This window comes from Bradyrhizobium valentinum, assembly GCF_001440405.1.
GTDB lineage: Bacteria > Pseudomonadota > Alphaproteobacteria > Rhizobiales > Xanthobacteraceae > Bradyrhizobium > Bradyrhizobium valentinum.
In genome coordinates this window covers 1-11349 of sequence record NZ_LLXX01000207.1, presented here as the reverse complement: position 1 = coordinate 11349, position 11349 = coordinate 1, and the positions used below count along the sequence as shown (strand labels likewise).

The window sequence follows — 11349 nt, the reverse complement described above, 5'->3', positions numbered from 1 at the left end:
TGTCATGTTCATGAGGCGAGGCGCGCCATCCATCGTCTGGTTTCCTCGAAGGTTGTGCGCTCGTCAGCCGGCTGCCGAAGGAACGATCTGATGTCGTCGATCTTGGCGACGGCTTCGTCGGCAATCTTGTCTGTGCCTTGCCTGTACTCGCCGACCTGGATCAGAAATTCGATCTCGGCGTAGCGGGCGAGCAGGGCGCGTAGCCGCCCCGCTTCGATGCCATGTTCGCGGGAGATCACCGCCTCCATCAGCCGGCTGCGGCTTGCGAGAATGTCGATGGCCGGAAAATGGCCGGAACTCGCGAGCGCGCGCGACAGAACAATGTGGCCGTCGAGAATGCCCTGCGTCTCTTCCGCAATCGGATCGCCGGTGCCGTCGCCTTCGACGAGCACCGTGTAGAAAGCCGTCACCGAGCCGCGCTCACCCATGCCGGCGCGCTCGATCAATTGCGGCAGGATCGCAAAGATTGACGGCGGAAAACCGCGACGGGTGGGCGGCTCGCCCGCGGCCAGACCGATTTCGCGTGCCGCGCGCGCAAAGCGGGTGATGCTGTCGATCAGCAGCAGAACGCGGCGCCCGTCGTCGCGAAAATGCTCGGCAATTGCGGTCGCGACATACGCCGCCTTGAGCCGTTCGATCGGTGACCTGTCGGATGTGGCGACGACGAGGACGGCCCGCTTCAGTCCTTCTTCGCCAAGTTGCCGCGCAATGAACTCCCGCACCTCGCGCCCGCGTTCGCCGATCAAGCCGATGACCACGACATCGGCCTCCGCATTCTTGACGATTTGGGCGAGCAGCCAGGACTTGCCGCTTCCCGGTTCTCCGTAGATGCCGACGCGCTGGCCTTCGCCGCAGCTCAGCAGGCCGTCGATCGCACGCAAGCCCACGCGGAACGAGCGATCGATCAGTTGGCGCGACAGCGGATTGGGCGCCGGACCATGCAGCGAACGCACGCTTTCGCGGCGGTTGATCGGCGCGCCGCCGTCGAGCGCACGCCCGAGGCTGTCGATGACGCGCCCAAGAAGGGCATCACCGACCGGCGTCGTCATGCTCTGGCCGGTCGGTATCACCTCGCTGCGCATCGACAGCCCATGCAGTTCGCCGATCGGCGTGAGCAGCACGCCGTTGCCGGTGAAGCCCACGACCTCGGCGGTGATCGAATGCCCGGCCTGCGCGTCCGCTATGGTGCATAATTCGCCGATGCGGACGTTGGGCACGACCGCGTGGACGAGCGTGCCTACCGCCTTGGTGACGCGGCCCCTGACCGGTCGCGTGTCGATCTGCTTGACCGCGTCATGCAGCCTCGGCAGTTGCGACGCGAAACGAATCGATAGCCGTTCCTCTGTCATGAGGCACGTTGCCAATTGGCGCCGGCGATCTCGATCGCGCTCAACCGTTGCTGCAGGTCGTTCCGCAGCGCCCGGCTCTGTGCGGCAAGGCCGACGTCGATATTGCCGCTCTGGGTGACTATCTGGCAGTCGCCGGGCTTGATGCCGGCGTCAGCCTCCACGCGCAGCAGGCGGGCGTCGCAGGAGCCGTCTTCGTCAAGCGACCGGCGAAGCTGCTCCACCATCTCGGGCGCAACGCGCAGGCGTATGTCGGTTCCCACCAGCGTCGTTACCGCCTGTCGTACGGCCCGCGTCACGAACTCGGTTTCGTCGAACGCGCCGAGAATGCGCTCGACGATGATGATGATCATGGACGGAACAGTGCGCTCGAGCTCATTGAGATAACGCGCGGCTTCGCCGGCCAGATTGGTCGCGACTTGAGCGGCCTCGCTAGCGCCGGCCTCGCGACCCTCGAGAAATCCCCGCTGCTTCTCCTGCTCGTAGGCAGCCTGGGCCAGTTCTTGCATCGATTTCAGATACTGGTGTGCTGCATCGACGGCGCCTGCTGCCTCGCGCCAATGATTGAACTCCTCGGCTCGCACGACCGGGCCGCTTGGCTTCAACTTGGGACGCGCCGGCGGCTCATTTGGAGACATTCGTCGACCCGTCGAGTTCTGACAACACAGGATCCATCAGGCCGAGCGCCAGGCTCTGCTCCGCGTCGCTCCATTCGGGATACGCGGCGCTTTCGGGCGGAAGCCGAACATGCAGTTGCTGTCGCATTGGCGGCGGGAAGGACGAAAACCAGACGTGGAGGCACGCATATCCATCGCGCGCGATGCGTTCAGCCAAAATGCCGGGTGCAATGGAACGCAGCGCAGGCGCGACGCCGTCGCGGCGCAAGCCGAATGCATGGGCACGCTGCCCGATTTGAGCGATCAGATCGGCGACGTCGCGGCCTCGGATCATTTGGCGAAGTGACAGGCCGTGCCAGGCAGCGCCGGCCAGAGACGATGTTTCCTTCAGATCGGCCTGAAACAGACGCTCGAATGTCGCTCGCTGCTCCGCAAGGCCGGTCGCTTCGTCTGCCGGCGCATCGTTTGACCCGCCGGCTTGCCGCTGGATCAGCAACGGCGCAATTCGGTCATGCAGGCGAGCGCAGCTTTGCAGGCGGCAAACAACGGAGGCGGAGAGCCGGCTATCGAGCGCATCAGCCAGTCTGCGCGGATGGGCGGCGAGGACCATCCTCGTGGCATCATACGAAGGCACTTCCTTAGATTCGGAGCGTGGGGTCGATGTGGTCGACATGAAGTCCTCTGCCGGAAGCGCCAACCTCAGGCAGCGCGCTGCGTGACCGTCCGATCGGCGTCACGATCATTCGGGGAGAGACGATTGATTCTTGGCGGGTCATTTCGGGCCGCGCCGGGCACCGGTGACAAACCGCCGGGCGCATGTCGTCCGTGGCGGCGACCGAGCCAGAAGGCCAAGGCGCCGGTCAGGAGCAGCGCGGGTAGGCCCGCGAGGGAAAAGTAGAGCGCCTGAGACGAGCCACCGGCCATCCGTGGCGCCATCAGCCCGGCTTGAGTTGCTGCGCCAGCCGTCCCTGGCGCGGCGGTGTCGATGGAAGGACGTTCCACCGGAACGAGCACCACCGATACCTTTTCGTAGGACAGCCCCTCGATGCTGTTCGCCACCAGCATCTTGACATGGGGAAGCAATGATTTCAGCGGCGCGCGAGAGTCATGACGAATGAACACTGATGCAGATGATGGCGTCGCATCCTGGCGTAACAGATCATTCTTCGGAAGGACCACATGAATTCTGGCCGAAAGAACGCCGTCGATGTCGGAGATCGTCCGCGACAGCTCTTCGCTCAGCGCGTAGATAAAGCGCGCGCGCTCCTCCGTCGGTGACGAAATCAGGCCGCTGCTCTTGAAGACCTCTCCCATGTTGGTGAACGTCCTGCGCGGCAGGCCGTTCGCCTTGAGGAGCTCGATCGCTTGCGGGAGTTGGCGTTCCTCGACGCTGATCTGGCTGGTTCCGTCCTTGGCGAACGAGCGCTCGGCAGCGACGCCGTATTTGTGCAGGAGCGCAATCATGTCGTTTGCTTCGCGCTCGTCCAGTTTGGAGTAAAGCTCCGTCTGGCATCCCGCCAGCGCGCAAAGCAGGAGCGCGAGCGCAGCGAGCTTCACCATTTTATGGACGGCGATCATGTGCGTCTCCGCTTGAAATCCAAGGAGTCCCCGGCGGCAGCTCACGCCGAGGACATCAATTTGTTCATTGAGGTGGTGAAGGCGCCAGTGCTCTTGGTCATCAGGCTGACTTGAATGGATTGTTGATAGACCTGTTCGAAGTTGCGAAGCATGACGTTGAAGGCATCGGTCGAGTTGGTGGCTCCATTCAGCGGCGCGGCAGCGGGGCCGCGCGGCAGTCCGGCGCCGGCGAGCGCAACTGCCGGAGAGTCGGTTGCGGAATGTGCATTAGGCGTGCGCAGCCGCTGATCACCGCGATAGAGCGTTTCCAGCCGGTCCAGAACGTGGTGCCCCACGCCGTCCTGCGGATTTTTTGGCAACGAGGTGAGCTGATACTCGCGTACCGCCGCTACACGCGTAGCCTCGTGCCTGCTTTCCTGCACGCGCGCCGATGCGTGCGATGTCGCCACATTGTTCGCGTCCGACGATGCGTTTGCGACCACGCGGGAAAATGCGCCGGTGGCATCGCCGGTTGGCGCGGCGCCGCCGGACAGGGGCACCGTGTTGGAAACCGCGCCGTTGATGGCCGTCAGCGGATCAAAGGTCATGTGTCGGCTCGGCTTGACGTCTTAAGGATTGTCTTCGTATCGCTCACGATGCGGGAAAGGCTATTGAGGCTAGCTGACCGGAAAGTGACGAAGTCAGCGGCGGCTGTTCCGGCGCTCGTGCCATCAATTCGACGCTGTCATCGATTCGATATGGGCGTCAGATAACGATCAAACGACGAGCTTGCGTAAACGACGGACATATGACGCCAAGAGCAGCCCCTGAGCAGAGTTCCAGCGCATCGCGTCACAGGGCGCGCCGTTTTGTTGCTGCTGGTCTTGTTGTTGCAGGTCTGGGGGCATCGGCGACGCTTCTGCTGCCTTCGGCGACGCTTGCGGCGCAGCTCAAACTGCCCGACACCACGTATACCTACACGATCATCAATCAGGATTTGTCGGCCGCACTCCAGGAATTCGGCAGCAACCTCAATATTAAGGTCAATGTGAGCCAGGAGGTCCGCAGCCGTATTCAAGGCCGGCTTCCCGATCTCCCGCCGCTGGCCTTCCTGAACCGGCTCGCCTCACTTTATAATCTCGAGTGGTACTTCGACGGACAGGTGCTGCATGTCACCTCCGCCCGCGAGTCGCAAAGCAGACTGCTCGTTCCGGGTCCGGTACCGTTTGAACGACTTGCTTCCACGCTTGCGGCGTTTGACGTCGCCGACGAACGATATGCCGTGCGGCCGGCTCCGAACACCCAACTGGTGCTGGTTACCGGGCCGCCGCGATTTGTGGCCTTGGTCGAGCAAACGCTCAATGGATTAATCGCCGAGGAGCAGGCGCGCCCAAAGCCGGCCGAAGCGCGAGTGGGACCGTCGCCGCTTCCGCATGATACGGTCCTGACCGTTTTTCGCGGTTCTCAGACGACGATCCTTCGCAACGGACGGCTGGAAGCTGCCTTCGGCTCGAGCGAGTCCCCCGATGCATCGGCCGGACGCGAGCGGCCTAACGGACGCGACGGCGATCCCAACACGCCGAGCCGGAGCGAAAATTCGCGCTAAGCTTCTGTTCGCGCGTCATCTATCTCTCCTTCCTCAAAAAGTCGACCTCTCGTCAGCTTCCTGAAAGCTGACGCTCATAGCGTCATGTCAGATGAGCGAAGGAGAATTCGTCATGGGTGTACTCGGAGCGATTGGGCAGATCGCGGGCGGCATTTTCGGTGGCCCGGTCGGCAGCATGGTCGGCGGCGCCGTCGGTGGCGCGATTGACGGTAACGGCGGTGGCGGTGGCGGCGAAGCCTCGCAAGCCTTCGAGGCGGAGCTGCAGAAGGCCATCGGGATGATGTCGGTGCAGCCGCTCATGGACATCATGGACATGGGCCGGGAAGCGCTGGAGGAAGAAGAGGATTCATAAGGTTACGGCGGCGTTCGCAAGAGAGCATGCGCCCCGAACAGGTGCGATTCGAACGGCAGGATGCCTTCGGAGCACAAGGCGTCAGGTTGCCGCGTGGCAACCTGGTGGCGTTGCGCTGGCTATAGACATCGATCGAAGCCATGGCGTGACGAAGACGCGAAGACATCAAGGACCAACGACAGGAGATTGAACTATGGGCGGAATACTTGGTGCTGTCGGCAACGTTGTGAACACGGCTGCAGGTGCAGTCGCTGGCGGCGGTAACGGCGGTGGCGGAGCGGCCGGCGGCGACTTCCAGGGGATGATGGACCAGCTCAAGCAAACGTATCAGGAGTCGATGCAGAAAAGCATGGAACTGCGTCGCCTGCAGGTCGATCAGAACACGCAGAAGAAAGTGGCCGACGAGCGCGTTCAGTAATCATCGGCTTCAACATCGCGGTGCGCGCGTCACTGCGCGCACCGCGCACGCGTCGTTTTCCCATCGCGGAACCGCCTTGCAGAACGCAGCCTTGCGGAACGTCTGGCTTCCAGCCAAGAAAATTCGGAGCGAACCATGTCATTGCCGTCCAATTGCCTGACGATGTCAATTGAGTCCGGGCTATATGCCGGTTCGTCGCATGAGTTCACGCCAGGGCGTTATACGATCGGCAGCTCGGTGGACGCCGACATCGTGCTGATGGAGGCCGATGTAGAACCGCTTCATGCCCTGATCGATGCCACGGGACCCGAAATTCAGGTCGAGGCGCTGGCCGGCAGGATTTCGCTCGGCGCGCAAAAACATCTCGCAACTGGAACGCGGCAGATCGTTGCGACGCCGCTGCGGATGAACATCGGCGACGTCCAGCTCCATTTCCGCCGTGCCGAGGATGCGGGCCCGCAATCGCAAGGCGGCCCGTTCGGCGCTTCGATGCCGCGGTCGCGTCTATTGATGGGTGTGGGACTGGTCAGCATCGTCTCGATCGCGCTGATGATGCACTCGATGGCGGACGTGCCGATCTCGCAAACGACAGGTGCGTTTCGCGGCGACGTGCGGCAGGTGCTGCTCGCGTCGACGGCGAACGTGCCTGACATCTCACCGGCTGAAGTTGCCAGGGAAGCTGTGCCGCGTGAGCGGGAAGGCGGCTCCAGCGTTTCCGATCTCGCATCCGACAAGGTCAAGGCCGCAGCCGACGCCATGCGGGCAGAAGTCGAGCGCATGGGCATTCTGAATGTCCTGATCGAGCCTGGCGTCGGGATCGTCGCAGCGACCGGGACCATCGATCCGAAAGCCGCGGCGCAGTGGCAGACCGTTCAAAGGTGGTTCGACGAACGCTTCGAAGGCGACATCACGCTGGTGAACGGCGTCAGCATCAAGACGGAAAAAGTGCCGGTGTCGTTGTCCATCGAAGGCGTGTGGCGCGGAGACCATCCCCACCTTCTGATCAGAGGCCAGAAATACCTCGAGGGCGCCATGCTCGATGGCGGGTGGGCGATCGAACGCATCGAGGCCGAAAAAGTGCTGTTGCGGCGCGAGGGCAAGCTCGTCGCCGTTCGCTACTGATGTGATGCACGCCTTGACCGGAACCGGGTGCGGACGATGCCCAAGCTGACCAGCCTGCCACCGGGTGTACGCCTCGACGCGGCGATCGAACGAACGCTCGCCGCGCCAGGTCTGGATGGCGTCTCCCGCAGGCATCTGGATGAAGCGCAAACCATCATCTCGCGGGCCGGTCAGCACAACGCCGTTTCGGGCTTTGCGGGCCGGAATCTGGTCGACGCGTTGATGACATTCGTGATGCCGCGGCTGCGCAATCCCCACGTCCTGCAGGCCGAGCGCTATCGCGCGTTGCTCGAGCAGTTGCAGTCGGACCTGGCCGGCAGCGCGGACGATCGAATCGTTCGCGAAGGAGTGTTGACCATCCGGCGCGAACTCAAGCGGCTGTCGCAGTTGCGCCAGAACAGCAACAGCCTGGTCGAAGGTTAGCCTGCGATGCGCGGCGTGATGCGGAAGCCAGACCCCTCCGATGATCCGCCACAGCAGCGATCCGGCGCGATAGTCGGGGCCGATCAGCGAGATCTGCTCTGCGCGCTTTCCTATGTCTATGTGGCGTGCGGACAGTGCCGCCGCGCGCTTGCCCTGCTGCGCCTTGTCGAGCGGGCACGGCCTGACGACGTCGAAGCGATCAGGCTGTTGGCGTACGCGCATCTCGCCAACAAGGACGGAGCGGCCGCGCTCGCGGCAATCGATCGCCTGGAGGCGCTGGACCCCGATCCGGCGTCAGAAGCGCCGCTTCTGCTGCTGCGAAGCCATGCGCTGCGTCTTGAGGGGCAGACGGCTGACGCGCGCCGGCGGTTTGATCAGTTTGTGTTTGCCCGGTCGCAAGGAGGCCGCGCGTGATGGAAAGATTGAAGACGTTGATCGCGCGCGCTCCAGGCAGCCCGGACCTGATGATCGCGCTGGTGCTCGTGCTCACCGTCGCCATGATGGTCCTGCCGATGCCGTTGCTGCTGGTCGATCTCTTGATCGGCTTCAATCTCGGATTTGCAGTGCTGCTGCTGATGGTGTCGCTCTATGTGCTGAGCCCGCTCGAGTTCTCCACATTGCCGGGCATCATACTGCTGTCGACGGTTTTCCGGCTGGCGCTTACCATCACCACGACGCGCCTCATTCTCACCCAGGCCAATGCAGGCGACATCGTCCGGACATTTGGCGAATTTGTCATCGCCGGCAGCGTTCTCGTCGGCCTGGTGGTCTTCCTCATCGTCACGATCGTGCAGTTCATCGTGATCGCGAAGGGTGCGGAGCGCGTCGCCGAAGTGGGAGCGCGCTTCATTCTCGATGCGTTGCCGGGAAAGCAGATGGCGATTGACGCTGAACTGCGAAATGGCGACATCGACCAGGCCGAGGCGAGGCGCCGGCGCGGCCGCCTCGAGCAGGAAAGCCAGCTCTACGGCGCGATGGACGGCGCAATGAAGTTCGTCAAGGGCGACGCCATCGCCGGGTTGGTCGTCATTGTGGTGAATCTGATCGGCGGCATCGCGGTCGGCACCTTGAGCCGCGGCATGCCGTTCGTGCAGGCCGTGCGCGAGTATGCGTTGCTGACGATCGGCGATGCGCTGATCTCGCAGATTCCCGCCTTGATGCTTTCGATTACTGCGGCGACCGTCGTCACGCGGGTCACGGGCGATAGCAAGCTTGATCTCGGACGCGATATCGCCGGTCAGCTTTCCGCAGACCGGCGCGCGCTACGGCTCGCTGCGATCGTCCTGCTTGCCATGGGCCTGGTCCCCGGATTTCCGACCGCGGTATTCGTGGTGCTGGCACTCGCATTCGGCGCGGCAAGCCTGGTGGCAGGAACGAGATCGACTGCGGGCGACGAAGATGCTGCGATCTCCAGGGACGGCATGGGGGCAGCAGCCGATGTGCGCGCGGGCGCCCCACAGCGCATGCGTGAGATACGCCAGGCCGCACCGGCAGAAGCCCCACCGGTCGTCATACTGCTGTCGGATAATCTGCGTCCCATCGCAGAGACTCAGAACTTGCGGACGAAGATTGATGAGTCGCGTGCCAGTCTGGCCAATACGCTGGGCATTCTGATGCCGGACGTCGGCATCGTTTTCGATTCCTCGCTTGGCCCATCACGATTTCGCATCGAGGTGGAAGGTGTGCCGGTTGAAGAAGCTCACGCTGATCCGCAGCGATTACTGTTGTGTGATGATCCCGTGAATTTGGAACTCGCCGGCATCCCGGCGCAGACAGATGGCGATGCCAAATCTTCCGGGCAGATCTGGATCGATACCGTACACGAAAGTTCGCTGTTAGCGGCCGGCATCGGCTATCAGGACTGCACGGATGTCGTTGCCACCCGTATGCGGGAAGTGCTTGCGCGCAATGCTGCCCGATTTATCGGCATTCAGGAAACCAGGGCGCTGCTCACGCGGCTGGAAGGCCGGTATGGCGATCTTGTGAAGGAAGTGACGCGTACGACGCCGGTACAGAGGATGGCCGATGTGCTGCGGCGCCTGGTCGACGAGGGCGTTTCGGTTAGCAACCCTCGGCTGGTTCTCGAAGCGCTCGCCGAATGGGGCGAAAGGGAAGCGAATGTCGTGCTTCTGACGGAATACGTCCGCGCTGCGCTCAAGCGACAGATCTGTCATAAATATGCCAATGCCCACAGGATCGTGCCTGCTTACCTGATCGAGCGTGCTGCAGAGGATACTATTCGTGGCGCAGTTCGCGATACCGCCGTGGGCCCCTATCTCGTTCTCGATGACAAAGTTTCGGAAGGGCTCCTGGACAGGGTTCGCCGCATCGGAGCGAATGCGCATTCGGATCACAATCGCCCGGTGATTTTAACGTCGATGGATATCCGCCGCTTCGTGCGCGGATTTCTCATACGCAACGGTCTGGACATTCCGGTGCTTTCGTATCAAGAGTTGGCAGGCGACTTTACCATTCAACCGATCGGTACGATCGGGCTCGCTGGCAGCTTTGGTTCCGATTCGGCTCCGCGATCTGGATCGTTTCCGCAAGGTGTCGTCCCGGCCGTCGGCTGACCGCATGGCTGGATAGCCGTGAGGTGCGCGTTGAGTAACGGTCCGCAGCCGTCGGGATTGCGCGCGGCATCGAAGTGGCTGCGCTCGCTCGCAGCACCGTTGCTTGCGCTCGGCGTAGGCGCCTGCGCAGGAGCGCAGCTCGGCACTGTCGCCGGATCGGCAGACCCTTCGACCGCCAGCGCTGATCTCGACACCGCGGCGCTGACGCGGCTGGCGGAGGCGGCCGAAAGCAACGGCAACGCGCTCAACGCGGCAAATATCTATCGCCGGATTGCGGAACGCCAGCCGTCCGCAGCACAGCCCAAGATCGATCTCGGGCGCGCGCTCATGCGCAATGGCGACTTCGATGGGGCAGACGCCGCGTTTCGCCAGGCGCTTGCGATAGCCCCCGGCAATGTCGACGGCCAGGTCGGCATCGCGCAAGTTTTGCTCGCGCGACAGCAGCATGTAGAAGCCCTTGCTGCGTTCGGCGCCATTCTCGAACAGCATCCAAAAAACATCAAAGCGCTCAACGGCGCCGGAATTGCATTGGACGCTGTCGGTCGACACGCCGAGGCGCAGGAACACTACAATCGCGCTCTCGCGGTTGCGCCTGAAGATCGCGCCGCGCGCAACAATCTTGCGCTCTCGAAGACGCTGGGGAGCCCGAACGTCCGGTAGTTCGTCCGGCCCTCTGGTGTCAGTTTCGCATCAGCTTTGAACGCTAGCTTTCGTGCGACTGTCACGGTCGCCGGTCCTTGCCTATGGATCGGCAAGCCCGGCCGTGACGCGAATTGATCGACGCTCCGCGCACACACGGAGGCAGTATGTCGCCACGAGCCAGTGCCGTCGCAGCCGATCGGCGCGACGTACCGCAGAATGAAACCCGACCGGAAGCGTCAGGCGCGGCGTTTCAAAACGCCATCGACGCGGCGCGGGTGTCCTCAGAAGAATCGATACCGCATGTCAATGCGGGCGATACACCGATCCGGAGCGCCAACGACAATGCCGCAGATGTCGCAGCGGCGGCGGTGCAGGACGTCTCGCCGCAGCGGCAGCAACAAATTGCAGATTGGGTCGAACGGCAGTCGGACCCCAGCGGAGGTTTCCTCGGGATCGGCCAGACATCGACTACCGAGAAGGTCGTGGGTGCGCTGCGCGGCCAGTCCGAACTCGGAGCCCTTGACCAGCAACAGCAACGATTGCTGATGGACCGGATGCTCGATCGCTGGACCGCGGGCCGCGGCGAGGGACCGGGCGGCGCCGCCCATCTTTCCCGGTCGCTGGGTGACGCGCCTGAACTGCGCGCCGTCGTCGCCGAGCGCACAGCGCTGCAGGCGGCCGAACTTGCGCGCG

Annotated in this window: 14 protein-coding genes; 10 read left to right on the top strand and 4 right to left on the bottom strand. The window is 63.1% G+C overall.

Annotated features, from left to right (window positions below; translation table 11 throughout):
• Window positions 1–8: 8 nt before the first annotated feature.
• A complete protein-coding gene (sctN, locus tag CP49_RS36210; protein ID WP_057854890.1) occupies window positions 9–1349 on the bottom strand; it encodes a type III secretion system ATPase SctN in 1341 nt (446 codons plus the stop codon).
• The gene (gene sctL / locus CP49_RS36205) at window positions 1346–1984 is read right to left on the bottom strand and encodes a type III secretion system stator protein SctL (RefSeq protein ID WP_082646422.1); all 639 of its coding nucleotides are present in this window, start codon (window positions 1982–1984) and stop codon (window positions 1346–1348) included. The genes sctN and sctL overlap by 4 nt, the downstream gene beginning before the upstream one ends.
• A gap of 109 nt (window positions 1985–2093) precedes the next feature.
• On the opposite strand from sctL, the gene CP49_RS46480 reads away from it, so the two are divergent.
• Window positions 2094–2309 carry a hypothetical protein gene (locus tag CP49_RS46480; protein WP_197423342.1) on the top strand — a complete coding sequence of 72 codons (216 nt, stop codon included), beginning with the start codon at window positions 2094–2096 and terminating at the stop codon, window positions 2307–2309.
• A 353-nt stretch (window positions 2310–2662) separates the two neighbouring features.
• Here CP49_RS46480 and sctJ read toward each other — a convergent pair whose 3' ends face one another.
• The gene (gene sctJ, locus CP49_RS36195; RefSeq protein WP_156438853.1) at window positions 2663–3541 is read right to left on the bottom strand and encodes a type III secretion system inner membrane ring lipoprotein SctJ; all 879 of its coding nucleotides are present in this window, start codon (window positions 3539–3541) and stop codon (window positions 2663–2665) included.
• A gap of 41 nt (window positions 3542–3582) precedes the next feature.
• The gene (locus tag CP49_RS36190) at window positions 3583–4128 is read right to left on the bottom strand and encodes a nodulation protein NolB (protein WP_057854887.1); all 546 of its coding nucleotides are present in this window, start codon (window positions 4126–4128) and stop codon (window positions 3583–3585) included.
• Window positions 4129–4328: 200 nt separating this feature from the next.
• On the opposite strand from CP49_RS36190, the gene CP49_RS36185 reads away from it, so the two are divergent.
• From CP49_RS36185 to CP49_RS36145, 9 genes are all read left to right on the top strand, one after another.
• Entirely contained in the window at window positions 4329–5126 is a 798-nt protein-coding gene (locus tag CP49_RS36185) for a hypothetical protein (protein WP_063791830.1), read from the top strand.
• Window positions 5127–5238: 112 nt separating this feature from the next.
• Window positions 5239–5478, top strand: a complete 240-nt coding sequence (locus CP49_RS36180; protein WP_156438852.1) for a hypothetical protein — start codon at window positions 5239–5241, stop codon at window positions 5476–5478.
• 193 nt (window positions 5479–5671) lie between these two features.
• Entirely contained in the window at window positions 5672–5896 is a 225-nt protein-coding gene (locus CP49_RS36175) for a hypothetical protein (protein ID WP_057854885.1), read from the top strand.
• A gap of 135 nt (window positions 5897–6031) precedes the next feature.
• Window positions 6032–7018, top strand: a complete 987-nt coding sequence (locus CP49_RS36170; protein WP_057854884.1) for a SctD/MshK family protein — start codon at window positions 6032–6034, stop codon at window positions 7016–7018.
• A 36-nt stretch (window positions 7019–7054) separates the two neighbouring features.
• Entirely contained in the window at window positions 7055–7441 is a 387-nt protein-coding gene (locus tag CP49_RS36165; protein WP_057854883.1) for a hypothetical protein, read from the top strand.
• 6 nt (window positions 7442–7447) lie between these two features.
• On the top strand, window positions 7448–7855 hold the full coding sequence (gene sctY / locus CP49_RS36160) for a type III secretion apparatus assembly chaperone SctY (protein ID WP_063791829.1): 408 nt from the start codon (window positions 7448–7450) through the stop codon (window positions 7853–7855).
• Window positions 7855–10014, top strand: coding sequence for a type III secretion system export apparatus subunit SctV (gene sctV / locus CP49_RS36155; protein WP_197423344.1), 2160 nt, complete (start codon window positions 7855–7857; stop codon window positions 10012–10014). Before sctY ends, sctV begins: the two co-directional genes overlap by 1 nt.
• Window positions 10015–10044: 30 nt before the next feature.
• Window positions 10045–10674 carry a tetratricopeptide repeat protein gene (locus tag CP49_RS36150; RefSeq protein WP_156438851.1) on the top strand — a complete coding sequence of 210 codons (630 nt, stop codon included), beginning with the start codon at window positions 10045–10047 and terminating at the stop codon, window positions 10672–10674.
• Between the two features lie 146 nt (window positions 10675–10820).
• The coding region (locus CP49_RS36145) for a hypothetical protein (RefSeq protein ID WP_156438850.1) at window positions 10821–11349 on the top strand (529 nt) is incomplete at its 3' end.

Bases quoted from the DNA above. Each gene is read 5' to 3' on its own strand.
- sctN (WP_057854890.1), bottom strand. From the start codon at position 1,349: ATGACAGAGGAACGGCTATCGATTCGTTTCGCGTCGCAACTGCCGAGG.
- sctL (WP_082646422.1), bottom strand. From the start codon at position 1,984: ATGTCTCCAAATGAGCCGCCGGCGCGTCCCAAGTTGAAGCCAAGCGGC.
- CP49_RS46480 (WP_197423342.1), top strand. From the start codon at position 2,094: ATGCAGTTGCTGTCGCATTGGCGGCGGGAAGGACGAAAACCAGACGTG.
- sctJ (WP_156438853.1), bottom strand. From the start codon at position 3,541: ATGATCGCCGTCCATAAAATGGTGAAGCTCGCTGCGCTCGCGCTCCTG.
- CP49_RS36190 (WP_057854887.1), bottom strand. From the start codon at position 4,128: ATGACCTTTGATCCGCTGACGGCCATCAACGGCGCGGTTTCCAACACG.
- CP49_RS36185 (WP_063791830.1), top strand. From the start codon at position 4,329: ATGACGCCAAGAGCAGCCCCTGAGCAGAGTTCCAGCGCATCGCGTCAC.
- CP49_RS36180 (WP_156438852.1), top strand. From the start codon at position 5,239: ATGGGTGTACTCGGAGCGATTGGGCAGATCGCGGGCGGCATTTTCGGT.
- CP49_RS36175 (WP_057854885.1), top strand. From the start codon at position 5,672: ATGGGCGGAATACTTGGTGCTGTCGGCAACGTTGTGAACACGGCTGCA.
- CP49_RS36170 (WP_057854884.1), top strand. From the start codon at position 6,032: ATGTCATTGCCGTCCAATTGCCTGACGATGTCAATTGAGTCCGGGCTA.
- CP49_RS36165 (WP_057854883.1), top strand. From the start codon at position 7,055: ATGCCCAAGCTGACCAGCCTGCCACCGGGTGTACGCCTCGACGCGGCG.
- sctY (WP_063791829.1), top strand. From the start codon at position 7,448: ATGCGCGGCGTGATGCGGAAGCCAGACCCCTCCGATGATCCGCCACAG.
- sctV (WP_197423344.1), top strand. From the start codon at position 7,855: ATGGAAAGATTGAAGACGTTGATCGCGCGCGCTCCAGGCAGCCCGGAC.